Raw genomic sequence first — 25,010 nt, forward strand, 5'->3', positions numbered from 1 at the left:
AAAAAGGCTTTCTTAAAAAACACATTCGGCACGGCGCGATACGCCATGCCGAATGTCTTCTGCGTTACGCCGGCCGCGGCAAGGGTGATGCAGCCGCCGGCGGTGCATGTCCGGACCGTCAGGACAAGCTTAGTTGAGCACCTTGGTGGCCGACTTCAGGAACTCCGGCGACAGGGTCACGCCCTGCTTTTGCGCCGCCGAGGTATTGACGTACAGCTCCAGGTTCTTGACGGGCGACGAGGCGATATCGCCGGCCTTCTCGCCCTTCAGGATACGTGCCACCACCTTGCCGGTCTGGCGGCCCATATCGTAGAAATTCACGCCCAGCGCCGCCACGGCGCCGCGCTTGACGCTGCCGGTATCGGAGGCGATCAGCGGGATCTTGGCATCGTTGCAGACCTTGGCCAGCGACTCGAAGACCGAGACCACGTTGTTGTCGGTGGTGGTGTACATCACGTCGATCTTGCCGATCAGGCTCTTGGCGGCCGGGGCCACGTCCACCGAGCGCGGTGCAGCGGCTTCCACCAGGGTGAAGCCGGCTTTCTGCAGCTCGCCCTTGAGGTTGTTCAGGGCCGACACGGAATTGGCTTCGCCCGGATTGTAAACCACTCCGACGCGCTTGGCCTCGGGCACCACGCGCTTGATCACCTCGACCTGCTTGACCGGGTCCAGCATGTGCGACAGGCCGGTCACGTTGGTACCGGAGGGCTTCCAGTCCTTGACCAGCTGGGCGGCCATGGGATCCGCAATAGCCGAATAGACGATGGGGATGCTCTTGGTGGCGGCCACCATCGGTTGTGCCGACGGGGTGCCGATGGCGACGATCACGTCGGGGTTGTCACCGACGAACTTCTTGGCAATCTGGCCGGCGGTACCGGCATTGGCCTGGGCGCTCTGGAAATCCCACTTCAGGTTCTTGCCGGGCTCGAAGCCTTCGGCGATCAGTTCGTCCTTGGTGCCGTCGCGCACGGCGTCCAGCGCCGGGTGTTCGACGAAGGAAGTGATGGCCACCACCTTCTCGGCAGCCAGGGCCGAGGCACATACGGCGCTCAGCGCCAGCGCACCGGCGATGGCGCGCAGGGATTGGGACAGGGCAAACATGTTCATCTCCTCATGATGGTAGTCGGTGCCTCGGCATGATCGTGGCCGGGCATCCTGTTCGTTTTGGTCGCAGGCAGCAGGGCGCCTGATGTGCCGATCCCGCCTTGCAGCGGGATCGACAGGTTCACTTTATTGCTTGATGACGGTCTTGGCCGAATTCACCAGTTCCGGCGAGAGGGTCACACCCTGCTTGTGCGCGGCGGCGGTGTTGACGAACAGCTCCAGCTTGCTGCTGGTGGCCGAGGCGATGTCGCCCGGCTTTTCACCCTTGAGGATGCGGCCGACCACCTTGCCGGTCTGGCGACCCAGGTCGTAGTAATTCACGCCCAGGGCAGCGATGGCGCCACGCTTGACGCTGTCGGTGTCGGAGGCCACCAGCGGGATCTTGGCATCGTTGCCGACCTTGACCAGTGCTTCATAGGCCGAGACCACGTTGTTGTCGGTGTTGGTATAGATCACGTCGACCTTGCCGATCAGGCTCTTGGCGGCCGAACCGACGTCCACCGAACGCGGTGCAGCGGCTTCCACCAGGGTCATGTTGGACTTGGCCAGCAGCTCCTTGAGGGCCTTGACCACCACGGCGGAGTTGGCTTCGCCCGGGTTGTAGACCATGCCCACGCGCTTGGCATTGGGCACTACGCGCTTGATCAGGTCGATCTGCTTGTCCAGTTCCAGCAGGTCGGACACGCCCGTGACGTTGGTGCCGGAGGCCTTCCAGTCCTTCACCAGCTGGGCCGCGACCGGATCGGTCACGCCGGAATAGACCACCGGGATGCTCTTGGTGGCGGCCACCAGGGCCTGGGCCGACGGGGTGGCGATGGCGACGATGACATCGGGCTTGTCACCGACGAACTTGCGGGCGATCTGGGCGGCGGTGCCGGTGTTGCCCTGGGCACTCTGGTATTCCCACTTCAGGTTCTTGCCGGCTTCGAAGCCTTCTTCCTTCAACTCGTCCTTCACGCCGTCACGCACGGCATCCAGGGCCGGGTGTTCGACGATGGCGGTCACCGCGACCGACTTGTCGGCAGCCATGGCCGGGGCTGCGCAGACGGCAGCCAGGGACAGGGCGGCGACCATTGCGCGCAGTGTCAGCTTGTTGTTGTAGGACATGCAGTCTCCCTAGAAAAATGTGGATGGATTACCCAAAAACCCGAAAGACGGTAAGTCTAGCCTAGCGGATGTGAACAATCAATTTGGAACGGCGCATAAAAGACGCATGTTTGGCCCGCTCCAGAGGCGGCCGTCGGCCCTGCCTGTTGGCAGGATCCGCGCCCGCGAGTGACACACTCGCATTCGTTATGCGGACACCCTGAGCGATCCTGGCGACGCACAGACAGTGCATCAACCGTTGTTATAATCGCAGCCCATGTCTTCGCGCCCTTCTCCATTGACTGCATCGGCTGCATCGCGCCGCCCCTGGCTCGCGGCATGGGCCTGCCTGTCATTGGTACTGACCATGGTCGCGGCGCCCTGGTGGCAGCAGGCGATGGCGCGCACCGCCCGTGAAGCGCCGGCCATGGCCATCTGCAGCGTGGGCGGCAACACCGGCAACGGCCCCGCCCACCTGGCCGCCAGCCATTGCCCGCTGTGCTGCGGCAGCCAGCATGCGGCGACCACACCGACCGCCGCCTTCCACGCCGATGCCGTGCCGGGGATCAGTTACCCGCTGGCACTATTGGCCTCCACCGGGCGCTCGGCCAGTCCGACGTCCCTTACGCCGCAGGCGCGTGCGCCTCCGGCCTGATCGGATTCCCCCGTACCAGGCTTTCTTACGCGGGCCATGCCATCACGACGCGGCTAGCCCGCCCGATCAGGATTCAAATAGGACAAAAGGACTAAACAATATGAAACATTTCTTCCAACGCTGCGCCGGCCTGGCCCTCACCGCAGCCCTGCTGGCCGCTGCGCCCCTGTCGCAGGCCCACAGCTTCAAGCTGGGCCAACTGGAAATCGGCCATCCCTATGCGCGGGCCACGGTACCCGGCCAGCCGGCCGCCGGCGCCTACATCAGCATCGAGAACAAGGGCAGCGCTGCGGACCGCCTGGTGGGCGTTTCCTCGCCGGTCGCCAAGAGTGGTGAAATCCACACCATGGCCATGGAAGGCAATCTGATGAAGATGCGCGAAGTCGATGGCGGACTGGAAATCAAACCCGGCCAGAAGATCGCCATGCAACCCGGCAATGGCTACCACATCATGCTGATGGGCCTGTCCAAGCCGCTCCAGGCAGGCGAAAAGATCCCGCTCACCCTGAACTTCGAGAAGGCCGGCAAGATCGAGGTTGTCGTCAATGTCGAGGACCCTGCGGCGGCCGGCGCCAAGGATGACATGAAGGACATGAAGGGACATATGCACCACTGAGCCACCCCGGCCGGGCGGGCCATCGCCTGAAACGACAAGGCCGGCAGCGAGCGATGCTCCTGCCGGCCTTGTCGTTGACGGTCTTGCGTGGCGTATTCAGCCGGCCAGCTTGCGTACCTTGGCCAGCAGCTTGCTGGTGGAGCGGTCATGTTCGAAGGCGATCGCCAGTACCTGGCCGCCATAGGCCGCCACCGCCTGGCCTTCGGGGATGGCGTGCATGTCGTAGTCGCCGCCTTTGACGTAGATATCCGGATGCGCTTCCTGCACGGCTTCCAGCGCCGTGTCTTCGTCGAAGGGCACCACCAGCGCCACCGATTCCAGCGCCGCCAGGACCGCCATGCGGTCTTCGCAGCTATTGATGGGACGGTCATCCCCCTTGCCCAGCCGCTTGACCGAGGCATCGGTATTGGCCGCCACGACCAGCGAGGCGCCCTGGGCGCGGGCCTGGGCCAGATAGGTCACATGGCCGCGATGCAGGATGTCGAACACGCCATTGGTCATCACCACCGGCTTGGGCAGTTGGGCCACGCGGGCCTTGAGTTCTTCGCGGGTGCAGAGTTTGGATTCGAAATCGGCCATCGTGGTGAGCTGGGTTGGCTGTGAGGTGGATCAGATGAGCACGCCGTGGAGCGGAAGGCGGCGTATCCCATGAAAAAAGCCGCAACCTGGGTTGCGGCTTGCGATTGTACTGCCTGTGCTATCCGGTGTGCTGCATCCGCACTCAGGCTGCGGCAGCGCCCGCCGGCAGGATGCGCTGGGTCACTTCCTTGCGGTAGCGGTTCAGCTCCTGGACGTTGCTGAAGGTACGTTCGAACAACAGCGACATGTTGTGCAGGATGCGGTCCACGACCTTCTTTTCCCATTCGCCGTCGAACTTGATCTGGTTGTCCAGCCAGCGTTCCAGCCATTCCGGATCGGGCAGGCGGCTTTGCACGGTGTCGTTGGGGAACAGCGCCTGGTTCACGTGCAGGTTGGTCGGGTGCAGCGGCTTCTCGGTGCGGCGGGCCGATGCCATCAAGACACCGATCTTGGCGAAGGCCGCACGGGCCTTGTCGCCCACTTCGTTCAGGGCCTTCTTCATGTAGCGCAGATAGGCGCCACCGTGGCGGGCTTCATCCTGGCTGATGATCTTGTAGATCTGCTTGATGACCGGTTCGGTGTGCCAGTCGGCGGCGCAACGGTACCAGTGGTTCAGGCGGATCTCGCCACAGAAGTGCAGCATCAGGGTTTCCAGCGGGGGGGCGGGATCGAACTCGAAACGCACGTTGTGCAGTTCTTCTTCGGTCGGGCACATGTCCGGACGGAAACGGCGCAGGTATTCCATCAGCACCAGCGAGTGCTTCTGTTCCTCGAAGAACCATACCGACATGAATGCCGAAAAATCGCTGTCCCCGCGATTGTCGCGCAGGAACATCTCGGTCGCCGGCAGTGCCGACCATTCCGTGATGGCATTCATGCGGATGGTCTGCGCCTGTTCGTCGGTGAGCAAGGAAGCGTCGAACTTGTCCCAGGGAATATCCTTATCCATATTCCAACGGACCTGCTCTAGCGATTTGAACAATTCTGGGTACAGCATCTCAGTAGGGACCTATATGCGTTAAGTGTTTGATTTTAACAAGATTTTCCTGAACCATACTAAAACGCTCAGGTTTCAGCAATATGACAGCCGGCCGGACGCGTCTGCGCCCAGGACCAGGCAGTGCCATGGCGAGGATCAGGGGGAGATTGGCTTGCGGGAGGCTGGCTTCTTGTTTTGCCGGGATTGTACAACAGGCGTCCGGGCCGGGGCGCTCGTATTTGCCGCGCTCTTCGGGGCTTTCTTGACCGGAGGCTTCTTCGGCGCCGCCTTGACCGCCTTGCCAGCCTTGGGAGCGCCAGCCGGCTTGGCTTTGGGGCTGGCCTTGGACTTTGGTGACACTGTCTTATTTTCGCTACGCTTGGCCGGCTTGGGCGCCTTGGCGGGCTTCAACAAGGGCTCCTGGTCGGCCTGGGCGCCGGCCATCACATTGCCGACGGCATGCTTGAATTGCTCCTGCAACACATTCCACCAGGCGTTGGGATTGGCGATGGCGGACTGGAAATCGGGCGCGGGCGGGATAGCGAAACCGCCCTCTTCCCCTGGCGTGGCCGCTTCGGGCTGACGGTCTTGTCCTGCTGCAAGCTCGGGCTCCGCTTCGTCCGGGGCTTCCTCGGGCTCGTCGGCTGCGGGCTCAGGCTCGGCGCCAGCAGCAGCATCAGCAGCGGCACCCGGCCAAAGCGGGAAGCCGAAGGGGAACGGCGGCGGCGTGGCCGCCTCCTCATCGGCATCGCTGCCGGCGGCGGCTTCCGGGGTTCCACGCGAGGCCATGATGGCGCTCATGGCCTGCAGGGTGGACAAGGTGGCGCTCTGCACTTCCAGGGTCTGGATGGTGGCCTTGAGCATGTTCAGGTTCAGCTCCAGCCAGGAGGCGACGGTCTTGAGGTCGGAGATCTTCTTGTTGATATCCTCCACCGAAAGCGAGGGCGTGGCCATGGCCGGGGCGCCCATGCTGCTCCACATCTTCTTCATGAATTCGATGGTATCGCCTACCGAGCCGGCGCCCGGCATCTTGTCGTGGTTCAGCATTGGTCGCTCCTGTTGTCGTGTTCTGGTCGTCAGCGCGGCGGGCGCTGCATCTGGCATGAGCTCGGCAGTGCGGTCTGCTCGGCCGGGATGAAGCGCTCGGTGCGGAATCCATAGCCGCTGCCCTCATTGTCGAAGCGGATGCCGCCGCTATCGGCACGCTGCATCTGCATCAGGTACAGCGGCTGGATCAGCTGGTGATCCTCGGCCCGCATCGTGGCCTGGTGGAAAGCGTTCTGATAATGCGCGCCTTCCAGGGCATATGCAACCGCCTTGGGATCGGTGCTCCTGGCCTTTTCGATGGCCTTGACCAGCATCTCGATCATGACCTGCATGCGCAGGTAGAGGTAGTCATCCTTGGGCTGGGGATAGCGTTTGCGGAATTCCTGATAGTAGGCATCGCTGGGCGAACCGGGGTTCCCGCCCGCATTGGGGTGCCACTCCGCCACCGCCCGCACCACGCCCACGCCCGCCTCGCCAATGGCCGCCGGCGCGCCCAGGCTGTTGGCATAGAAGGTATAGAACTTGGCCTTGAAGCCGGCATCGCGCGCGGCCTTCACCAGCAGGGTGAGGTCATTGCCCCAGTTGCCGGTGATGACGGCGTCAGCCCCGGCGCTGCGCATCTTGGCGATGTAGGGGGCAAAATCCTTGATCTTGCCAATGGGGTGCAGCTCATCGCCGACGATGGCGATGTCGGGCCGCTTGGCCGCCAGTTGCTCTCGGGCGGCCTTGGCAACCTGGCGGCCGAAACTGTAGTCCTGGCCGATCAGGTAGACCTTGCGGGTCGCGGGATCGGCCTTGATGGCCTCGGTCAGGGCCTGCATGCGCATGTCGGCGCTGGCGTCGAAGCGGAAGTGCCAGAAGCTGCACTTCTCATTGGTCAGCGTCGGGTCCACCGCCGAATAGTTCAGGAACAGCACGCGGCGATCCGGTTCACGCTGGTTGTGCTTGTTGACCGCATCGATCAGGGCCGCCGCCACCGCCGAGCTGTTGCCCTCGATCAGGAAGGGGATGCGCTCGTCGGTCAACTGGCGCAATTGCACCAGCGAGTCTTCCACGCCGAGCTTGTTGTCGAAGGTGGAAAGCTGCAGCAGGTGCTTGCCATCGGGCAGGCTGACGCCACCGCGCGCGTTGATCCGTTCGATGGCATAGCTGATGTTGCGCACCACGGCCTCGCCGGCATTGGCAAAGGGGCCGGAAAGACCATCGATCATGCCGATGCGTACCGGTGGCAAGGCAGGCGTGCCCTGTACGCCCTGTACTGCATGTGCAGGCAACGACAGTGAAAGCGAGGAGGCGAGCAGCGCCGCGAGGGAGAGCAGACGGAAGGACAAGGACAGGTTCATCATTCGAAAGAGACAGCGTCAACAGAGCAAAGGCGCAAACGCGCATTGTACGTTGTTTGAATGACCGCTCTTTTGATCTCCGTCCCCACGACGCTGCAGGCGTGATCCGATAAACTGGCGCACATGAGCGAAGTTTCCCACCCACCCCGGCGCTGGCCGCGCCTGCTGCTGCTGATTGCACTGAGCCTGGCGCTGCACGCCCTGCTGGTGGACTGGGGACGGCGCCAGATCATCCTGCCGGGTGCCACGCAAGAACAGGCCATGACGGTGGAACTGCGCCCCCTGCCACCACCCGAGCAACCGGTGGCGCTGCCGGTTCCCAGACCGACGCAACCGCGTGCAGCCAAGCCGGCCAGTCGTCAAGCCGCGCCGGCGCGCCGCAGCGAGCCCTCCATCGAACCGCCTGATGAACCGATACGGGAGACCGTCGAGCCCATCTATACACCCGCCCCCGAAGCGCCGCATTCCGCGCCCGCCACCGCGACGGCCACGGCATCGGACGATGGCACTGGCAAGACCTCGGATGGCAAGGGCCAGGGAACGGCGGGCGCCGCCGCCGAGGGCGGCCAAGCCCAAAGCGATGCGCCCGGCAAGTCCTACCAGACCAGCGCACCACCAAGCGTACTGCTGCGCTACGACGCCACCGGCACCAAGGATGGACGGGCCAGCTACGGCCGTGGCAGCATCGCCTGGCGCAATGACGGCCCGCATTACAGCGTCGAGGGCAAGGCCAAGGTCCTGGTGTTTACCGTGCTCAACTTCACCAGCCAGGGCGACCTGGATGGAAATGGCCTGTCACCGGAGCTGTACACCGAACAGACCGGCTTCAAGTCGGCCACCAACACCCACTTCAACCGCGAGCGCAACGTGGTCAGCTTTTCTGCCTCGACCACCACCTATCCACGACGCGGCGGCGAACAGGATCGCGGCAGTGTCATCTGGCAGCTGGCTGCCATCGGTCGCGGCGACCCCGCGCAGTTCCGGGCCGGTGCGGTGATCGACATGTTCGTGGCGGGCGTGCGCGATGGCGAGGTCTGGCGCATGCAGGTGCAGGGCGAAGAAGACGTGACGCTACCCATCGGGCAGTTGCATACCTGGCATGTAGTCCGCATGCCCAAACCCGGCTCTTATGAGGATCGCGTCGACATCTGGCTGGCGCCCCAGCACGAGTGGTATCCGGTGCGGGTGCGCTATACCGAACCACCTTCCCGGGGAGGAGATTTCATCGACCTGTCGCTCTCCGGCATGGAAGCCTTGCCGCCATGAGTCCTGCCGCATTCGCGAAGTCCTGTCAAAATCCGAAACAATTGCGCACAATTGCGCCCCCGGGATAGCCGAACCGTCAGCAATGATCGCAGTCGTATCCGTAGTCATATGATTTCCGACCGCTCCGAAAGCCATCCGCTGTCTACCATCCCGATGGCCCGAACCCATCCACAGAGACCCCTACGAAGAGCTCGCCATGAACCGTATCCCCCACCGCCTCCTGACACCATTTTCCGCCCTGACCCTGGCCGGCCTGCTGGCCAGTGGCCCGCTGCTGGCCGCCGATGGCCCGCACCCGGTCGAAAAGCGTCCCTTCAATCTGCCGCCGTCGGCCGAGCTGCACTATGCCATCCAGGCCAAGCAGAGCGGACTCGACCTCAAGGGTGAGGGCCTGGTGAAGTGGACCCAGAGCAAGAGCGCCTACAGCGTCACCACCGAGACCCGGGCAATGCTCCTGGGCAAGATCCTGGAAACCAGTAGCGAAGGCGCCATCGATGCCTACGGCCTGGCGCCGTCCCGTTTCGTGGAAAAGCGCCTGCGTCGCGAACCCACCACCACCACCTTCAACCGCGAGCAGAACAAGATCACCTTCACCGAATCCGGCGAGAGTTTCCCGCTGCAGGGTGGCGAGCAGGATCGCACCGGCATCACCTGGCAGTTCGTGGCCATCGCGCGCGCCAATGCCGCCAAGATGAAGCCAGGGTCGGAATGGAAGTTCTTCGTGGCCGGACCGCGTGATGCCGAACAGTGGACCTTCAAGGTGATCGGTCGCGAAAAGATCAAGACCGCCCAGGGCGAAACCGAGGCGCTGCACCTGTTCCGCAACCCGCCGCCGGACGACCAGGCCCAGAAACTCGATATCTGGCTGGCCCCCAAGATGGAGTGGTATCCGGTGCGTCTGAAATTCACCGATCCCAATGGCGACTATATCGAGCAGGTGCTGGATTCGGTCAGCAAAACCAACTAAGCTAGCTTCCCACGCAAGGTGCGGGGCCTGGCCGGCAGGGATGCCGCCAGGCCCCGCGTCCATCGCCCCATCCTTCCATCCTCCCAGCCAGCACTGAGCCAGAAACCATGTCCTCCATGTCCGCCACCTCCGCCATCGCCCCGACCCTGAACACCCAGAGCGCCCTGGTGCTTTTCTCCGGCGGTCAGGATTCCACCACCTGCCTGGCCTGGGCGCTGTCGCGCTACCAGCGCGTGGAAACCATCGGCTTCGACTATGGCCAGCGCCACGCCATCGAACTGGAAGTGCGTCCGGCCCTGCTGGAGAAGATGAAGGGTTTTTCCGCCGACTGGCAGGCGCGTCTGGGCGAGGATCACATGATCGACCTGTCGCTGATCGGCAAGATTTCCGACACCGCGCTCACCCGCGATGTCGAAATCACCATGCAGGACAATGGCCTGCCCAATACCTTCGTCCCGGGCCGCAACCTGCTGTTCATGACGGTGGCCGCCACGCTGGCCTATCGACGCGGCCTGAACGTACTGGTGGGCGGCATGTGCGAAACCGATTTCTCCGGCTATCCCGATTGCCGTGACGACACCATGAAGGCCCTGCAGGTGGCGCTCAACCTGGGCATGGCCACGCAACTCAAGGTCGAGACACCGCTGATGTGGATCGACAAGGCCCAGACCTGGGCGCTGGCCGAATCGCTGGGCGGCCAGGCGCTGGTGGACCTGATCCGCGCCGACACCCACACCTGTTACCTGGGCGAGCGCGGCCAGTTGCATGACTGGGGCCATGGCTGTGGCACCTGCCCGGCCTGCCAGTTGCGCGCACGCGGCTACGAGCAATACGTGCAAGACGTACAGAACAGGGCAAGCAAAAAGATCGGCTGATCAGGCACAATAGGCTCACTCCAAAAAGAACGAGCCCCATGCCCAGCCCACGTACCTCCCAGCGCCTTGCCCGCGGCGCTGCTGCCCTGCTGATCCTGCTGGCCGGCGCCGAGATCGGGCGTCGTGTCGCCGATCTGCCCAGCCTGCCGGCGCTGGTCGACCTGCAGTTCGACCTGACGCCGCGCAGCCAGAGCTACAAGGTCTTCGACGCCCATCCCATCGCCCGTTCCAGTCATCCGCAAGCGCTGCCGGTGGCGTTGCGGCCGCTGGAAATCAACGTGCCATGGAAGAAGAATGGCCAGCTCAGCATGGCCGATTTCCTCAAGACCACCGCCACCCATGCCTTCGTGGTGGTGCAGGATGGCAGCGTCGTCTACGAGCGCTACATCGACGGCTTCGATGCCAATTCCCGCTTCACGTCCTTCTCGGTGGCCAAATCCTTTGTCTCGGCGCTGACCGGCGTGGCCTTGATGCAAGGCAAGATCAAGTCGCTGGACGAGCCCATCGGTCACTACCTCAAGAGCGATGAACTGGCACCCGCCTACGCCGGCATTACCATCGGCCAGCTGCTGGACATGCGCTCCGGCATCGACGTCGACGAGCGCTATGCGGGGTCGCTGACCTCACCGGTGGTGCGCATGTTCGTCAGCACCGACCTGCACAGTTTCCTGGCCCGGCGCCATGGCTTGCGCTTCGCACCCGGCGAACGGTTCGAATATCGCAGCGTCGATACCCTGGTGCTGTCGCGGGTACTGGCGCGCGCGACCGGCATGCCCCTCTCCGACTACGCGCAGCAGGCCTTGTGGGAACCGCTGGGCATGGAGCAGGACGCCAGCTGGAGCGTGGACAGCCGCAAGCACGGCGTGGAAAAGGCGTTCTGCTGCCTCAACACCACCGCGCGCGAATTCGCCCGCCTGGGCCTGCTCTATCTGAACCAGGGACGCATCGGCGAGCGCCAGGTGGTCAGCACCGCATGGGCCAACGAACCGCGCCGTCCGGACAACCGCAGCGACATCCTGGAATACCGGGATGGCTGGTGGATTCCACCGGGCAATGCGCAGGACCAGGACTTCTCGGCCATCGGCGTATTCGGACAGTACATCTACGTCAATCCGGCGACCCGCACCGTCATCGTCAAGCTGAGCGACTACGGCGCCGAACAGGACGAAGTCCTGACCACGCTGGCCATGCGCAGGATCAGTCATTACCTGGCTGGCCGGGACTGAGCATCTCGCTGCAGGCAGCAATAAAAAACCGCCGGTTGCGCTCTCGCGACCGGCGGTTTTACATGGGATCAGCAGAAAATCTAAACGATATAAATCATTATCTGATCGTTCCTTCCAGGCAGACTCAGAACAACTCGTTCTTCATCTGGGTCTTGGCCTTTTCTTCTTCAGGCGTGAGGCCACTGCGATCACCCATGCCCAGGTCACGCACCATGGCGCTGGGCGGGAACTCGGCGTAGTAATACTCGCCGCCCGATTCGATCACGCCGTCCGGGACCTTGCGATCCACGTTGGGCACATCCTTGAGCGCCTTGGACATGTAGCTGATCCACACCGGCAGGGCCAGGCCGCCGCCGGTTTCACGGTCGCCCAGGCTCTTGGGCTGGTCGTAGCCGATCCAGGCAATCGCGGTCAGGCCGGGCTGGTAGCCGGCGAACCAGGCATCCATGGAGTCGTTGGTGGTACCGGTCTTGCCAGCCAGGTCGGTCCGCTTCAGCGACAGCGCCTTGACCGCCGTGCCATGACGCACCACGTCGCGCAGCATGCTGTCCATGATGAAGGCATTGCGGGCATCGATGACACGGTTCGACTCATCCTCGGCGGTGGCCGGCTTGGCCTGCGAGAGCACTTCGCCGTTGCTGTCGGTGACCTTGGTGATCAGATATGGATTGACCTTGTAGCCGCCGTTGGCGAACACCGAATACGCACCCACCATCTGCAGCGGGGTGACGTTGCCCGCACCCAGCGCCAGGGTCAGGTAGGGCGGGTTCTTGTCGGCGTCGAAGCCGAAGCGGGTGATGTACTCCTGCGCATACTTCACACCCACGCGCTCCAGGATGCGGATGGACACAAGGTTGATCGACTTCTGCAGCGCGCGGCGCATCGAGATCGGGCCCTCGAACTTGCCGCCGTAGTTCTTCGGCTGCCACACCTGGCCACCGGTCTGGGTGAAGGTCAGCGGCGCATCATTGATGATGGTGGCCGGCGACAGGCCCTTTTCCAGCGAAGAAGAATAGATGAAGGGCTTGAACGACGAACCCGGCTGACGCCAGGCCTGGGTGACGTGGTTGAACTTGTTGCGGTTGAAGTCGAAGCCGCCCACCAGCGAGCGGATCGCGCCATCCTGCGAGTTCACCGAAACGAAGGCCGATTCCACTTCCGGCATCTGGGTGATGATCCAGGCCTTGCCGTCCTGGAAGACGCGGATGATGGCGCCGCGACGGATCTTCTTCTGCGGGGGGGCCTTGTCCGACAGCAGGTTGGCGCCGAAGCCCAGGCCGGCGCCGGAAATGCTGATCTCCTCGCCGGTGGAGAGCATGGCCGTGATTTCCTTGGGCTTGGCATCCAGCACCACGGCCGCGACCATGTCATCGCTGTCGGGGTGATCGGCCAGCTCCACTTCCACGGCGTCTTCCACGGCTTCCTTGGTGGCGTTGTCCGGCAGGTCCATGTAGCCTTCCGGACCGCGATAGCCATGCCGGCGCTCATAGTCGATGATGCCGCGACGCAGGGCGATGTAGGCCGCATCCTGGTCGGTCTTGGTGATGGTGGTGAAGACGTTCAGGCCGCGGGTATAGGTCTCGTCCTTGTATTGCGCGTAGACCAGCTGGCGCGCCATTTCGGCCACGTATTCGGCATGCATGCCGAAGGCGGAACTGTCGCCCTTGACCCGCAGTTCCTCATCCTTGGCTTCCTGGTATTGCGCATCGGTGATGTAACCCAGCTGGCGCATGCGCAGCAGGATGTATTGCTGGCGCGCATGGGCGCGCTTGGGATTGACCACCGGGTTGTAGGCCGACGGCGCCTTGGGCAGGCCGGCCAGCATCGCGGCTTCGGCGATGCTGATGTCCTTCAGTTGCTTGCCGAAATAGATCTGGGCGGCCGAGGCGAAGCCATAGGCGCGCTGGCCCAGATAGATCTGGTTCATGTAGACCTCAAGGATCTGGTCCTTGGTGAGGTTGTTCTCGATCTTCCAGGCCAGCGGGATTTCATAGAAGAACTTGCGCGTGGCCTTCTGCAGGAAGGTCGGCTCGTTGCTGGTCAGGAAGAAATTGCGCGCCACCTGCTGGGTGATGGTGGAAGCACCCCCGCCACCGCCGGAGAGATTGGAGAAGGTAGCCCGGGCAATGCCCTGGTAATCGACGCCGCCGTGCTCGTAGAAGCGGTCATCCTCGATGGCCAGCACGGCCTTCTTCATGATCTCCGGGATGTCCTTGAAGTGCACCAGGTTGCGGCGTTCCTCGCCGAATTCGCCGATCAGCACGCCATCGGCCGAGAAGATGCGCAGCGGGATCTTGGGACGGTAATCGGTCAGCGTATCGAGGTCGGGCAGCTTGGGATAGGTCAGCGCGACAATGAAGGTCACGCCCAGCGCCACCATCACGACCAGGCCCAGCACCGTGCCGAACAGGCCCAGGAGGATGCGCAGCGACCAGTGCATGCGCTTGCGCGGGGCCTTTCCTGCGGGTTTATCCGCCGCCGATGCCGGTTGGTGTTGATCGCCGCCGTTGGAAGATGAAGACATTCGAGATAAGCGTTAAAGCAGGCCGGAGCCGGGTTGGAAGAAACAAGCCCGCATTATAGCGGCTCGCCCTGACGGGCCGCGCGGCCAGGTGTTGCAAATAGACCAAAGCACAGGAGCGCGGTTCCGACCAGGATGGCCGGAAGTGAAGCAATTGACATCATTTACTGCAAATTGACAGGCATTCCTCAAGTTTCCGCTATTCCCCCGCCTTCCCGCCGGCCAGACAATTCCCCCTTTTCCCTTGCGAAAGAACTGCGGCATGGCTAGTTCCATCTTTCCTTCCCGCCGGATGTCGGCGCGCCTGTGCGCCGGAGTCGACATCGGTCCTGACCGGGTCCAACTGGCCTTGCTGCGCCGCTGCGGCCAGCGCGCCCAACTGCTGCGCCTGGATCAGCGCCTGTCGGCCAGGCCCCTGTGCCGCGATGGCCAGGTGGTCGACTTCGATGCACTGGTGCTGATCTGCCGCTCGCTGCTGGACAACCCGGTGTGCCAGGGCGCCACCCTGGCGCTGGCCCTGCCGGCCGCGACGCTGACCGGCCGTCGCCTGGTCCTGCCGGCCTGCTCCAGCGAGGTCCAGCGCCTGGCACAGGTGCGCGCCGAAATGGCCGCCCATGGCGCGTCGGCCGAAGAGCAGGTACTGGATTACCGGATACTCGGTCCACAACCGGCCTCACCCGCCGACGTCCAGGTGCTGGCGCTGGCCGCCTCGACGCTGGCCATCGAAGACCGGCTGGCACTGGCCGAGGCCCTGAATCGCTCCCTGGCGACGCTGGCACCGGAGGACCTGTGCCTGGCCGCCTGGTTGCGCGACGAGCGGCGTGCCGACCAGACTGCGGTCCTGCGAGTGGACCGCGGCGGCAACTGGCTGCTGCACGGCAGGGGCCCGGCCCACAACCTGCCGGCGCAGGCTGCCGCAGGCGGAGCGCTGCCCCTGCTGGCCAGCGTGGCACCGCTGCTCAAACCCCTGCCGCGCAGATTGCTGCTCAGCGGCGACCACCCTCAGCTGGGCGCCATCGGGCGCGCCTTCGTCAAATATGCCGGCATCGATGCGCAGCTCGCCCCCATCCCCTCACCGCTGATGCTGTCGTCCGCGATCGCTGCGCAAATCCCGGCCGACTATCAGTTGGCCCTGGCCCTGGCGTGGGAGGGCATGGCATGAAGCCAAGCTTCGCAAGTTTCGCAAGTTTCGATTTCTCGCGCACCCCGCAGCAGCGTCGCCGCCAGCGCGAACTGGGCTTCTATCGCTGGCTGGCAGTGGCTGCGCTGCTGGGCTGCCTGATCGCCGCAGTACCCGGCCTGCGGGTGTGGTGGCACACGGCATCGCTGCAGCAGGCCAATGCCATGCTGAGCCAGGAGCTGCAAAAGATGGCGCCCCTGGTGCAACAGACCAGCGCACTGCGCGCCCGCATCGAAGCGCTCAACACACAGCTGAGTGTGCAAGAACAACTGGCCCGACGGCGCCAGCAGGCCATCCAGTTGCTGCGCGGCGCGGCCCAGGCCGGCAACCCGCAGACCCGTCTGCAGCGAGTCATGCTGCAAGCCGGGCGGGCCGAGCTGCGCGGCCATGCGGCAACCGCGCAAGCGGTGCAGGAATACGCCGCCGCGCTCACCGGTGCCGGCCTGGACGGTGCCACCCTCAATGATCTGCACGCCGAAGATCGTGGTTACGCCTTCAGCATCGTCATCCCCTTGGCGCCACCCGCCGCGAACGCCACCCAGGAGCCAAAATGAAACGTGCAAGCCTGAGTACCCATCCGGCCCACTGGCCCCGGCCGGCACGGCTGGCGCTGTACCTGCTGACAACGCTGGCGTGCGCGGCCAGCGGGCTGTTGCTGGCGGTCGAAGAACTGGACGAATCGCGCCAGTCTGCCCAACGGCAACAGCAGGACCTGCGCGTGCAGTATCAATCCGCCCTGAACCAGTTGGCGCTGCGGGATGGCCTGCAGTCGCGCCAGACCGCGCTGGAGATGCAACTGGTCGCGCAACAGGTTCAGCTATGGCGCCCCGACCAGCAGCAACCCGAACTGTTGCATGCCAAGCTGGCGCGCCGCGCCGAGGAGCATGGTCTGGTACTGACCTCGTTCCAGCCCCAGCCCGGCAAACTGAGCGCCACCATCAGCCTGCGTGGCAAGCATGCGGGCCTGCTGCGCTTCGTCGAGCAGGTCAGCCGGCCACCGATGCCGGTGCTCTTCGAGAACCTGGAGATCACCAGCGAGCGCGGCACGCAGGCGGCCTTGCTGATGAAGGCCACGGTCTCCGCCCCCACCGGCAATGCCAAGTCGGCTTCCATGGAGTCTCCACCATGAGCGTGCTTTCCCTCGCCTCGCTGATGCTTGCGCCGGTGTTGCTGGCCGCGACCGCCTATGCCGCGCTGGTGACACTGGAACACCCTGACGAGGCCACGGCAACCCGGCAGTGGATCACCCTCAGCCGTGAACAGTCATTGCGCCTGCCACCCGCCACAGCGTCGGCCTCGCGCCCGCCTGCGGGAGAAATCGAACATCCCTCGTCCGACCTTCCCGATCCATTCCAACTCGAAGATGAAGCGGCGACAGCAACGCTCACGTCACGGCAGGCGCGCGGCAAAGCCAGCCCTGCGACGGAAAGCGATGAAGAGGAAGACCTTGCTGTTGCAGCTGTTACAGCCGTTGCCGCCCCATCACCATCCTCCGCCCCGGCAACACCCGCACGCCCGGCGCTGCGCCTGCTGGGTACGCTACGTCGTAACGATCAGCGGATCGCCCTGGTGGAGCTGGACGGCGCCACCCGCAGCCTGCAGGTCGGCGACCAGCTTCCCGGCGCGCTTGGCGAAGTGCTGGCGGTGCACGAAGACCAGATCGCCCTCCACCACGCCGGGTCGACCCAGACCATCACGATGGAAAATTACGCGGCCGGTGCACGCCCAACCGTGACGCCCTACGCACGCAATGCACGCAACCAGCGCCTGGCACCCCGCAGCAACGGGCGCCGCCTGATCCGCCCCCGGAGCCGGCAATGAGAACCCTGCTGCTCTTGTTCGCCGGTCTGCTGTCCCTGTCACCTTGGCCGACCCTGGCCGAGAACCGCCTTTACGGCATCGGTATCCAGTACCGCCCGCAAGGGCTCACACTGAGCCTGCAACTGTCCCATCCCGTGGACCCCGCACAGGTCGGCGCATTCCAGCTGCTTGATCCAGCACAACTGGTACTGGACCTGCCAAAGACCACGCCTGCCGACATGCTGCCCCGCGCGCTGGCCGGCAGCGGCCTGCTCAAGCGCGTGCTGGTGGCCGCCGACGACGACCGGCTGCGGCTGCAACTGCAGCTCAAGCACGCCGTCAGCCATCGTCTGCGGGTCGAGGATGCTCGCCTGCTGGTCGAACTCGACCAGCGCGCCGCGCCCGAGCCCGGCGCACTGCAGAACATCGACTTTCGCCGCGGCGGCGCCGGCGAGGGACAACTGATACTGGAGCTGGGCGCGGCCGATCAACCGCTGCAGGTCCGTCAAATGGGCCGGCGCCTGGTGGTGGACATCGGCGGCGCCAGCCTGTCACCGGACCTGCAGCGGCCGGTCGAGGTCGGGCGTTTCGCCACCCCCGTGACGCAATACCATGCCTACCCGTACGAACAAGGCGTACGCGTGGTGCTCGAGACGCAGGGCCAATGGCGCTACCAGGCCTATCAGAGCGGTCGCCGTCTGGTGATCGACGTGTTGCCCGTCACCGGCGGCAGCACCGTCCCCGCTTCCTCCGGAACACCGACCGACAAGCACGATGGCGGCGACAGGTTATCGCTCAATTTCCAGAACATCGACATCCGCACCGCCCTGCAGGTCCTGGCCGATTACAGCGACGTCAATCTCGTGGCCAGCGACGCCGTGGCCGGGCAGTTGAGCCTGCGCCTGAGGGATGTCCCCTGGGATCAGGCGCTGGACCTGATCCTGCAGGCCGGGCGACTGGAGATGCGGCGCACTGGCGAGGTACTGTGGATCGCCCCGCGCGAGGAAATGCAGGCGCGCGAACGCCAGGAGCTGGAACAGAAAGCCCTGATCGCCGACCTGGAACCGCTGCATGCCGAAAGCTTCCAGCTCAACTACCAGCGCGCCGACACCCTGCGCCGCGCACTCGGCATCGGCGAGGACGGCAACACCCAGGCCGGGCGCCGCAACACCCTGCTGTCACGCCGTGGCAGCGCCATGATCGACCATCACACCAACCAGCTGCTGGTGACCGACACCCTGGCCGTGCTGGCCAACGTGCGCAAGCTGATCGAGCGCATCGACGTGGCGGCACGCCAGGTCCTCATCGAGGCCCGCATCGTCGAAGCTGACGACAGCTTCGCCCGCAACCTCGGCGTCAAGCTCGGGCTGGCGGCGACCACCCGCGGCGCAGCGGTGGGCAACACTTATGCAGCCATCGGCGAGCAGACCCGGCAGACGCCACCCACACCGGGTCTCTACCTGAGCGAATCAGCCCTGAACCTGCGTGCCGAGCCATTGAGCGGCGCCACTCCGGGCAGCTTCGGGTTTACCCTCTTCAACGCCGCCGCCCAGCGCTTCCTCAACGTCGAACTCTCGGCCCTGGAAGCCGACGGGCGCGGCAAGATCGTCTCCAGTCCGCGCCTGATCACCGCCGACCAGCAGGCGGCCCTGATCGAACAAGGCGAGGAAATCCCCTACCAGCAGGCCGCCGGCAATGGCACCACCGCCACCGCATTCAAGAAAGCCAACCTGAAGCTGGAAGTGACGCCCCAGATCACCCCCGACGGCAATGTGATCCTCGACGTCGACCTCAACAAGGACAGCCGGGGCAACGTCACCCCGGGCGGCCTGGCGATCAACACCAAGCACGTCAAGACCAAGGTCCAGGTCGAAGACGGCGGCACGGTGGTCATCGGCGGCATCTATACCCAGACCGACAACGACCATGAAACCCGGGTACCGTTGCTGGGCGACATCCCCCTCCTGGGCGCCCTCTTCCGCAGCAACAGCCGGGTGCGCGACAAGACCGAACTGCTGATCTTCCTCACACCCCGCATCGTCGCACCGCCGCGCCCGTATTGACGCCCGTTGCCCCCCGGCGGGCTGTCCAGCCCGATTTTTCCCGGCGGCGGCACAAAGAACGGTAAAATCGCTGTTCCAGGCCCGTACCGCCGGGCGCAAGCCGGCCGGCGGCCGGCCCGGACACCGCCCACCGGGCGGCGGGTGACCGTGCCGTCAGATGCGCGGCGCCATCGACATTGGCCAGTAGCGTAGAGCGCAGAATTCTTAGATATGACTGGAAGCATCTTCCTTGTCGGCCTGATGGGAGCCGGCAAGACCACCATAGGCCGGGCCCTGGCCAAGAAGCTGAACAAGCGCTTCGTCGATTCGGACCACGAGATCGAGGCGCGCACCGGCGCCACCATCCCGGTGATCTTCGAGATCGAGGGCGAGGAAAGCTTCCGCCGGCGCGAAGCGGAGGTGATCCGCGAACTCTCGGCCCAGCCCGACATCGTGCTGGCCACCGGTGGCGGCGCCGTCCTGCGTGCCGAGAATCGTGAAAACCTCAAGAAGGGCGGCACCGTCGTCTACCTGCGGGCCAGCATCAACCAGATTCTCCAGCGCACCGGGCGCGACAAGAACCGCCCGCTGCTGCAGACCGCCGACCCGCGTCGCAAGCTGGAAGAACTCTCGCGCCAGCGTGACCCGCTCTACCGCGAGGTGGCCGACTTCGTGATCGAGACCAACCGGCCCAATGTCCAATTCCTGGTACAGACCATCATCAGCCATCTGGAACTGTCACCCAAGGAGGGTGCCTGGCAGCCCTCGCCGGAGGCTGATGGAGCGCAGGCCGATGAAGCCGTCGTCATCGAACGCAGCAGCGCGCTGGTCACCCGTACCGCCGACGGTACTACGGTGGTCGCCACCAGCCATTTCTCCCAGACCTTCCATGGCGCTGCCGGCGCCGAACCCAGCCATTACCGCATGAACCAGAACACCGCCTCCACCGCCATCCACCCGATCACCCTCAACGTCGACCTGGGCGAGCGCAGCTACCCCATCCACATCGGTCGCGGCCTGCTGGACGATGCGTCCCTGCTGCCGCAATACGTCAAGGGCAAGCGCGTAGCCATCGTCACCAACGATACGGTCGGCCCGCTGTACCTGGACAAGGTCGCCAACGCCCTGCGCGCTGCCGGCAAACAGGTCAGCGAAATCGTGCTGCCCGACGGCGAGGAAGAAAAGAACTGGGCCAGCCTGATGAAGATCTTCGACCGCCTGCTGGCCGACAAGTGTGATCGCAAGACCACCCTGGTCGCCCTGGGCGGCGGCGTGATCGGCGACCTGACCGGCTTTGCCGCCGCCTCCTACATGCGCGGCGTACCCTTCGTGCAGGTGCCGACCACCCTGCTCTCGCAGGTCGATTCCTCGGTGGGCGGCAAGACCGGCATCAACCATCCGCTGGGCAAGAACATGATCGGCGCCTTCTACCAGCCACAGGCCGTCATCGCCGACACCGCCACCCTGCATACCCTGCCCGCGCGCGAACTGGCCGCCGGCATCGCCGAAGTCATCAAGCATGGCGCCATCATCGATGCGCCCTTCTTCGACTGGATCGAAACCAATATCGCGCAACTGGTCTCCAAGGACGATGCTGCCCTGGCCTACGCCATCCAGCGCTCCTGCGAAATCAAGGCCGACGTGGTGCGCCAGGATGAACGCGAAGGTGGCCTGCGTGCCATCCTCAACTTCGGTCACACCTTCGGCCACGCCATCGAAAACGGCCTGGGCTACGGCCAATGGCTGCACGGTGAAGCCGTCGGTTGCGGCATGGTCATGGCAGCCGACCTGTCGCAGCGACTGGGCTATATCGATGCCGGCACGCGGGACCGCATCCAGGCAGTCACCGCCGCAGCCGGCCTGCCGACGGTGGCCCCCAGCCTCGGTACCGAACGCTGGCTGGAACTGATGGAAGTGGACAAGAAAAACGAAGGCGGCCAGATCAAGTTCATCCTGATCAAACCGCTGGGCAGCCCCCTGATCACCAACGTGCCGCAGGAATTGCTCTTGCAAACCCTGGCGGCCTGCACCGGAGAGTAAACATGCACGCTGAAGCGCCCCCCCGTCTGGCTCCCTATGCCGCCCACTCGGCAAGCTCGCGGGGCCGGCGCTTCAGTGAAACCCCGCCCGGCTCGCGCAGCGAATTCCAGCGTGACCGCGATCGCATCGTCCACTCCACCGCCTTCCGCCGTCTCGAATACAAGACCCAGGTCTTCGTCAATCACGAAGGCGACCTATTCCGTACCCGCCTGACCCACAGCATCGAAGTCGCGCAGATTGCTCGCTCCTGCGCACGCAACCTGCAACTCAACGAAGACCTGGTCGAAGCCATCTCCCTGGCCCACGACCTGGGCCACACGCCGTTCGGCCACGCCGGCCAGGATGAGCTGAACCACTGCATGAAGCACCACGGCGGCTTCGAGCACAACCTGCAGAGCCTGCGCGTGGTCGATGAGCTGGAGCAGCACTATGGCGCCTTCGATGGTCTGAATCTCACCTTCGAAACCCGCGAAGGCATCCTCAAGCACTGCTCGCTGCACAATGCCCGACAACTGGGCGACATCGGCGTGCGCTTCCTGGAAAAGAAACAGCCCTCGCTGGAAGCACAGCTGGCCAACCTGGCCGACGAGATCGCCTACAACAACCACGACATCGACGATGGCCTGCGCTCGGGCCTGCTGACCATGGAGCTGATGAGCGAAGTGGATTTCTTTGCCCGCCATCTGCGCGAAGTCGAACAGACCTATCCCGGCATCACCGGTCGCCGCGTGATCCACGAGACGGTCCGCCGCATGATCAACGCGCTCATCGTCGACCTGATCCAGACCGCGAGCGTGCGCATCGCCGAGCTCGCGCCACGCGACATCGAGGATGTCCGCAACGCCCCGCCGCTCATTGCCTTCTCCGATGCCATGGCCGGCGAAGCGGCAGTGCTGAAGAAATTCCTGCGTGAAAAGCTCTACCGTCACTATCAGGTCAACCGCATGACCGCCAAGGCGCGGCGCATCATTGCCGAGATGTTTGCTGCCTTCATGGGCCAGCCCAGCCTGCTGCCACCGGACTATCAAGTCAAGGCAATGCATGATGACGCCCAGCAGCTGGACAAGCAGGCAAGAAAGGTCGCCGACTACATCGCCGGCATGACCGACCGTTACGCCATCCGCGAACATCGTCGCCTGTTCGTCATGGAATGAGCGGAGCAGGCTTTCCAGCTCATCCACATCCACATCCATATCTACATCCTCATCGTCGCTGAACGCGGCGTTTCGATACGCTGCGTTTTCTCTCAGCTCGTCCTTGGCAGCATGTCATCGTGATTTCATTGCATCACTGCAAATGAAATCCGCCTGCCACCACGGGTCGGACATTTCGTTACATTTTTTCTGAAAAATTTTTTATCGTGAGAGCCACCGTATCGACCCGCATCGGCTCGCCGCAAAGCCTTTACAGTAAAGGCTTTTCGTCAGATCGAACAAATCCACCGGAGCAAGTGGCACCACCCGGACTGGGAAACTGACACCTGTTAATTTTTGTCAATATCAAGTCCGTCACGACCGGGCCGTTATGCAGGAATGGAGTGGTTCGTCATCCGACGCACCATCATTTCCAGTGGATCCGTCTTCCCCCTTGATGCCCGGATCCCCTTTTTCTACAGGAGACCGTCATGGCCATCGGCAACACCACCGGCCTGGACAGCAAAACCCTGCTGCCCAGCACCACTTCCTCCAACTCCGCCAACGCCGCCAGCGGCGACAGCACCGCTTTGTCTGGCAGTGCGTCCGGCACCAGCAACGACAAGATCGCCGAAGCCAGAAAAGCGAATCTCTTGACCGAAGCAGGCGCCAAGGCACAGTTCAACCTGTCCATCGTCCAGTCCTCGCTGGAGGTGTCACTGCAGAGCGGTAACGATCCCCTGTCGCTGGTCTACAAGACCGCCATCGAAAACATCAACGACATTCTGCGCCCGCAGCTGGGCGACAATGCCGTGCAGAACGCTGCGTCCCAGGACAACTCGCCGGAGGGCACGGCCGGACGCATCGTCTCCTTCATCACCAACATGTTCGAGCTCTACAAGCAGAACAATCCCGACAAGGAAGACGCCGCCAACATCGACGACTACATGAACCTGATCTTCAAGGGCGTCGACCAGGGCTTCAAGGAAGCACGTGACATCCTGGAAAGCCTGAGCGTCCTGCAGGGCGACATCGCCAGCAACATCGACAAGACCTATGACCTCGTGCAGAAGTCGCTGAATGACTTCATCAACAATGTCAAGGGTGGCAAGCAGGATGGTGGCGATAGTGAAGGCAGCACTGACAACGGTGATGGCCAGGGCGGCACCGTGGTTGCCAGCGAGACCACCGTCAGTATCTCGGTATCGGTGAGCCAGACGCGGATCAGTACAACTGCCTGACTCTGACCGCAGATAGGGCGGAGTATCGTTGCGGCGATATGCCGATGGACGCCTCCGCCTCCTTTTCTCTGCTCTTCCGGACGCACAGTGGAATCGCAGATTCCGAATCCGGCGCAATCGCTTTCGCGCGCTAGGCGAACCACTTTGGCAGTCCTGGCACGCCGGTTCCACTGCTCATTGGCCGTCCTCATTGCCGACTCTCAGCACCTGGGTGACAAAGCCGATCAACACTGCCACGCCGGTCGCTGCGGCAGCCCATATGAAGATAATTTCGTAAGGATCGCGAAACCCGCGGAGAGCTCGGCTGAACTCGAAAAAGCTAAATGCAATGACGCCGAGGACCACCACCGGTGCCACGATGAAGCAGATGAAAAGTACCCAACCCACGAGGCTTGGCCGCGAGTAATGCACCAGCAGCATTCCGGCCAGAACAACCAGCAGCAACGAAAAACCATGTGTCGCAAGCAATGAGCCTAACCCGAGCGACGCCAGCATCAAAATGACAAAGCCCAGCAGCCTCGGATACTTCAGTTTTACGATTTTCATGATGTGGCAGCGCGTTCGCTGGTAGGTAGGGACATAGGGATAGGACATGGACGTCCCGGTTGAGCGGGCAGCGCGAACCAGGTCCTGAAACAATTCCAGGTAGCCCGGCCACCTACGTCTATCGGTCTTTTGGAAGATCTTTCAGCCATTCCATGGTCGCCTGCGCTCCACTTTCAATGCGGCATACGGTCGCGGCCTTGAAGAACATCCAGGAAAATGCCAGATTGAACAGTTGCGCAAGCAGCAGCGCCAGCCATTTCCCCGGCCCCGGCACCCCGAAGAGGATGGGCTCGAGCGACGCAGCCATATACCAGGCACCGGCGATGCCCTGCACTACGCTCAGTATCTTCACCAATGCCTCACCGATGCAACTGGGGCTGGAATAGTGCCACCACGGAACGACGAGCATCACGACCAGCACCAGAAAATTGATGAAGACCAGAAGGTCAAGCCCTGGCCTGATCAAGCCGAACATCGATGTCACCGTGCTGAACGTGATGAGAGCGAGCAAGGCTTTCATGAGCCGGGGATATTCCAGTCGAAATGCGTTCGTTGCTTCCATGCTGCTTTCCTTGTCGGATCGGGGGTAACCGGTCCACAGGGAAGTGATGTGAGGCCATGTGAGGCACATTCAGTTCATCGTCAGGCAAGGACCGGAAGGGCAGCCATGTTAATGAAGTCGCGACACTCTTTAGCGCGAGAGCGCACTTTAGGCGCGATAAATAAAAATACTTGGAGATCGCAAACCTGCAATCCAGATCGCC

The 25,010-nt window shown here is 63.6% G+C and carries 23 protein-coding genes; 14 read left to right on the forward strand and 9 right to left on the reverse strand.

From position 1 onward, the window contains the following. Positions 1-129 precede the first annotated feature (129 nt). Together BTM36_RS09745 and BTM36_RS09750 are read right to left on the reverse strand one after the other, a co-directional pair. Positions 130-1,101: an ABC transporter substrate-binding protein gene (locus BTM36_RS09745; RefSeq protein ID WP_006461506.1), complete on the reverse strand. Its 972-nt coding sequence runs from the start codon at positions 1,099-1,101 to the stop codon at positions 130-132. 129 nt (positions 1,102-1,230) lie between these two features. Then, a complete protein-coding gene (locus BTM36_RS09750) occupies positions 1,231-2,211 on the reverse strand; it encodes an ABC transporter substrate-binding protein (RefSeq protein ID WP_077236092.1) in 981 nt (326 codons plus the stop codon). A 256-nt stretch (positions 2,212-2,467) separates the two neighbouring features. Between BTM36_RS09750 and BTM36_RS09755 the strand changes: the two genes are divergently transcribed. Both BTM36_RS09755 and BTM36_RS09760 read left to right on the forward strand, forming a co-directional pair. Beyond that, positions 2,468-2,845 (forward strand): DUF2946 family protein, encoded by a 378-nt coding sequence (locus BTM36_RS09755; RefSeq protein ID WP_077236093.1) that lies wholly within the window; start codon positions 2,468-2,470, stop codon positions 2,843-2,845. Positions 2,846-2,945: 100 nt separating this feature from the next. Further along, positions 2,946-3,461 carry a copper chaperone PCu(A)C gene (locus tag BTM36_RS09760; protein WP_077236094.1) on the forward strand — a complete coding sequence of 172 codons (516 nt, stop codon included), beginning with the start codon at positions 2,946-2,948 and terminating at the stop codon, positions 3,459-3,461. 96 nt (positions 3,462-3,557) lie between these two features. Here BTM36_RS09760 and rfaE2 read toward each other — a convergent pair whose 3' ends face one another. From rfaE2 to BTM36_RS09780, 4 genes are all read right to left on the reverse strand, one after another. Beyond that, positions 3,558-4,040: a D-glycero-beta-D-manno-heptose 1-phosphate adenylyltransferase gene (rfaE2, locus tag BTM36_RS09765; RefSeq protein ID WP_006461502.1), complete on the reverse strand. Its 483-nt coding sequence runs from the start codon at positions 4,038-4,040 to the stop codon at positions 3,558-3,560. A 142-nt stretch (positions 4,041-4,182) separates the two neighbouring features. Then, positions 4,183-5,037, reverse strand: a complete 855-nt coding sequence (locus BTM36_RS09770) for a diiron oxygenase (RefSeq protein WP_006461501.1) — start codon at positions 5,035-5,037, stop codon at positions 4,183-4,185. A 138-nt stretch (positions 5,038-5,175) separates the two neighbouring features. Then, complete coding sequence (locus BTM36_RS09775; protein WP_077236095.1) at positions 5,176-6,066, reverse strand: PhaM family polyhydroxyalkanoate granule multifunctional regulatory protein; 891 nt, start codon at positions 6,064-6,066, stop codon at positions 5,176-5,178. A gap of 29 nt (positions 6,067-6,095) precedes the next feature. After that, a complete protein-coding gene (locus BTM36_RS09780) occupies positions 6,096-7,409 on the reverse strand; it encodes a branched-chain amino acid ABC transporter substrate-binding protein (protein ID WP_077236289.1) in 1,314 nt (437 codons plus the stop codon). Between the two features lie 123 nt (positions 7,410-7,532). Here BTM36_RS09780 and BTM36_RS09785 point away from each other — a divergent pair, with 123 nt between their 5' ends. From BTM36_RS09785 to BTM36_RS09800, 4 genes are all read left to right on the forward strand, one after another. Further along, entirely contained in the window at positions 7,533-8,675 is a 1,143-nt protein-coding gene (locus BTM36_RS09785; RefSeq protein WP_077236096.1) for a DUF3108 domain-containing protein, read from the forward strand. Between the two features lie 196 nt (positions 8,676-8,871). Next, complete coding sequence (locus BTM36_RS09790; RefSeq protein WP_077236097.1) at positions 8,872-9,642, forward strand: DUF3108 domain-containing protein; 771 nt, start codon at positions 8,872-8,874, stop codon at positions 9,640-9,642. A 116-nt stretch (positions 9,643-9,758) separates the two neighbouring features. Then, positions 9,759-10,517 carry a 7-cyano-7-deazaguanine synthase QueC gene (queC, locus tag BTM36_RS09795; protein WP_077236290.1) on the forward strand — a complete coding sequence of 253 codons (759 nt, stop codon included), beginning with the start codon at positions 9,759-9,761 and terminating at the stop codon, positions 10,515-10,517. A gap of 38 nt (positions 10,518-10,555) precedes the next feature. Beyond that, a complete protein-coding gene (locus tag BTM36_RS09800) occupies positions 10,556-11,743 on the forward strand; it encodes a serine hydrolase (protein ID WP_077236098.1) in 1,188 nt (395 codons plus the stop codon). A 124-nt stretch (positions 11,744-11,867) separates the two neighbouring features. Here the strand turns inward: BTM36_RS09800 and BTM36_RS09805 are convergent, their stop codons facing one another. Next, positions 11,868-14,183: a penicillin-binding protein 1A gene (locus BTM36_RS09805; RefSeq protein ID WP_077236099.1), complete on the reverse strand. Its 2,316-nt coding sequence runs from the start codon at positions 14,181-14,183 to the stop codon at positions 11,868-11,870. A 343-nt stretch (positions 14,184-14,526) separates the two neighbouring features. Between BTM36_RS09805 and pilM the strand changes: the two genes are divergently transcribed. From pilM to BTM36_RS09845, 8 genes are all read left to right on the forward strand, one after another. Beyond that, positions 14,527-15,426 (forward strand): pilus assembly protein PilM, encoded by a 900-nt coding sequence (gene pilM / locus BTM36_RS09810; protein WP_077236100.1) that lies wholly within the window; start codon positions 14,527-14,529, stop codon positions 15,424-15,426. Then, the gene (locus BTM36_RS09815; protein WP_077236101.1) at positions 15,423-15,998 is read left to right on the forward strand and encodes a PilN domain-containing protein; all 576 of its coding nucleotides are present in this window, start codon (positions 15,423-15,425) and stop codon (positions 15,996-15,998) included. The genes pilM and BTM36_RS09815 overlap by 4 nt, the downstream gene beginning before the upstream one ends. Further along, on the forward strand, positions 15,995-16,573 hold the full coding sequence (locus BTM36_RS09820) for a hypothetical protein (protein ID WP_077236102.1): 579 nt from the start codon (positions 15,995-15,997) through the stop codon (positions 16,571-16,573). The genes BTM36_RS09815 and BTM36_RS09820 overlap by 4 nt, the downstream gene beginning before the upstream one ends. Continuing rightward, positions 16,570-17,265, forward strand: a complete 696-nt coding sequence (locus tag BTM36_RS09825; RefSeq protein WP_077236103.1) for a type II secretion system protein N — start codon at positions 16,570-16,572, stop codon at positions 17,263-17,265. The genes BTM36_RS09820 and BTM36_RS09825 overlap by 4 nt, the downstream gene beginning before the upstream one ends. Continuing rightward, the gene (locus tag BTM36_RS09830; protein WP_077236104.1) at positions 17,262-19,307 is read left to right on the forward strand and encodes a type IV pilus secretin PilQ; all 2,046 of its coding nucleotides are present in this window, start codon (positions 17,262-17,264) and stop codon (positions 19,305-19,307) included. Before BTM36_RS09825 ends, BTM36_RS09830 begins: the two co-directional genes overlap by 4 nt. A gap of 210 nt (positions 19,308-19,517) precedes the next feature. Beyond that, positions 19,518-21,326: a bifunctional shikimate kinase/3-dehydroquinate synthase AroKB gene (aroKB, locus tag BTM36_RS09835; protein ID WP_077236105.1), complete on the forward strand. Its 1,809-nt coding sequence runs from the start codon at positions 19,518-19,520 to the stop codon at positions 21,324-21,326. Positions 21,327-21,328: 2 nt separating this feature from the next. Beyond that, a complete protein-coding gene (locus BTM36_RS09840) occupies positions 21,329-22,480 on the forward strand; it encodes a deoxyguanosinetriphosphate triphosphohydrolase (protein WP_077236106.1) in 1,152 nt (383 codons plus the stop codon). A 470-nt stretch (positions 22,481-22,950) separates the two neighbouring features. Further along, positions 22,951-23,700 (forward strand): DUF5610 domain-containing protein, encoded by a 750-nt coding sequence (locus BTM36_RS09845; protein WP_077236107.1) that lies wholly within the window; start codon positions 22,951-22,953, stop codon positions 23,698-23,700. A 174-nt stretch (positions 23,701-23,874) separates the two neighbouring features. On the opposite strand, the gene BTM36_RS09850 is transcribed toward BTM36_RS09845, so the two are convergent. Both BTM36_RS09850 and BTM36_RS09855 read right to left on the reverse strand, forming a co-directional pair. After that, entirely contained in the window at positions 23,875-24,294 is a 420-nt protein-coding gene (locus BTM36_RS09850; RefSeq protein ID WP_077236108.1) for a hypothetical protein, read from the reverse strand. Between the two features lie 70 nt (positions 24,295-24,364). Then, positions 24,365-24,808, reverse strand: coding sequence for a hypothetical protein (locus BTM36_RS09855; RefSeq protein WP_077236109.1), 444 nt, complete (start codon positions 24,806-24,808; stop codon positions 24,365-24,367). Positions 24,809-25,010: the final 202 nt, after the last annotated feature.

Source organism: Herbaspirillum sp. VT-16-41 (assembly GCF_001994935.1).
In the GTDB taxonomy this organism is placed as follows: Bacteria; Pseudomonadota; Gammaproteobacteria; order Burkholderiales; family Burkholderiaceae_D; genus Herbaspirillum; species Herbaspirillum frisingense.

What these genes read in the sequence shown, in the direction of transcription:
- BTM36_RS09745 (WP_006461506.1), bottom strand. Translation starts at nt 1,101, where the DNA reads ATGTTTGCCCTGTCCCAATCCCTGCGCGCCATCGCCGGTGCGCTGGCG.
- BTM36_RS09750 (WP_077236092.1), bottom strand. Translation starts at nt 2,211, where the DNA reads ATGTCCTACAACAACAAGCTGACACTGCGCGCAATGGTCGCCGCCCTG.
- BTM36_RS09755 (WP_077236093.1), top strand. Translation starts at nt 2,468, where the DNA reads ATGTCTTCGCGCCCTTCTCCATTGACTGCATCGGCTGCATCGCGCCGC.
- BTM36_RS09760 (WP_077236094.1), top strand. Translation starts at nt 2,946, where the DNA reads ATGAAACATTTCTTCCAACGCTGCGCCGGCCTGGCCCTCACCGCAGCC.
- rfaE2 (WP_006461502.1), bottom strand. Translation starts at nt 4,040, where the DNA reads ATGGCCGATTTCGAATCCAAACTCTGCACCCGCGAAGAACTCAAGGCC.
- BTM36_RS09770 (WP_006461501.1), bottom strand. Translation starts at nt 5,037, where the DNA reads ATGCTGTACCCAGAATTGTTCAAATCGCTAGAGCAGGTCCGTTGGAAT.
- BTM36_RS09775 (WP_077236095.1), bottom strand. Translation starts at nt 6,066, where the DNA reads ATGCTGAACCACGACAAGATGCCGGGCGCCGGCTCGGTAGGCGATACC.
- BTM36_RS09780 (WP_077236289.1), bottom strand. Translation starts at nt 7,409, where the DNA reads ATGAACCTGTCCTTGTCCTTCCGTCTGCTCTCCCTCGCGGCGCTGCTC.
- BTM36_RS09785 (WP_077236096.1), top strand. Translation starts at nt 7,533, where the DNA reads ATGAGCGAAGTTTCCCACCCACCCCGGCGCTGGCCGCGCCTGCTGCTG.
- BTM36_RS09790 (WP_077236097.1), top strand. Translation starts at nt 8,872, where the DNA reads ATGAACCGTATCCCCCACCGCCTCCTGACACCATTTTCCGCCCTGACC.
- queC (WP_077236290.1), top strand. Translation starts at nt 9,759, where the DNA reads ATGTCCGCCACCTCCGCCATCGCCCCGACCCTGAACACCCAGAGCGCC.
- BTM36_RS09800 (WP_077236098.1), top strand. Translation starts at nt 10,556, where the DNA reads ATGCCCAGCCCACGTACCTCCCAGCGCCTTGCCCGCGGCGCTGCTGCC.
- BTM36_RS09805 (WP_077236099.1), bottom strand. Translation starts at nt 14,183, where the DNA reads ATGCACTGGTCGCTGCGCATCCTCCTGGGCCTGTTCGGCACGGTGCTG.
- pilM (WP_077236100.1), top strand. Translation starts at nt 14,527, where the DNA reads ATGGCTAGTTCCATCTTTCCTTCCCGCCGGATGTCGGCGCGCCTGTGC.
- BTM36_RS09815 (WP_077236101.1), top strand. Translation starts at nt 15,423, where the DNA reads ATGAAGCCAAGCTTCGCAAGTTTCGCAAGTTTCGATTTCTCGCGCACC.
- BTM36_RS09820 (WP_077236102.1), top strand. Translation starts at nt 15,995, where the DNA reads ATGAAACGTGCAAGCCTGAGTACCCATCCGGCCCACTGGCCCCGGCCG.
- BTM36_RS09825 (WP_077236103.1), top strand. Translation starts at nt 16,570, where the DNA reads ATGAGCGTGCTTTCCCTCGCCTCGCTGATGCTTGCGCCGGTGTTGCTG.
- BTM36_RS09830 (WP_077236104.1), top strand. Translation starts at nt 17,262, where the DNA reads ATGAGAACCCTGCTGCTCTTGTTCGCCGGTCTGCTGTCCCTGTCACCT.
- aroKB (WP_077236105.1), top strand. Translation starts at nt 19,518, where the DNA reads ATGACTGGAAGCATCTTCCTTGTCGGCCTGATGGGAGCCGGCAAGACC.
- BTM36_RS09840 (WP_077236106.1), top strand. Translation starts at nt 21,329, where the DNA reads ATGCACGCTGAAGCGCCCCCCCGTCTGGCTCCCTATGCCGCCCACTCG.
- BTM36_RS09845 (WP_077236107.1), top strand. Translation starts at nt 22,951, where the DNA reads ATGGCCATCGGCAACACCACCGGCCTGGACAGCAAAACCCTGCTGCCC.
- BTM36_RS09850 (WP_077236108.1), bottom strand. Translation starts at nt 24,294, where the DNA reads ATGTCCTATCCCTATGTCCCTACCTACCAGCGAACGCGCTGCCACATC.
- BTM36_RS09855 (WP_077236109.1), bottom strand. Translation starts at nt 24,808, where the DNA reads ATGGAAGCAACGAACGCATTTCGACTGGAATATCCCCGGCTCATGAAA.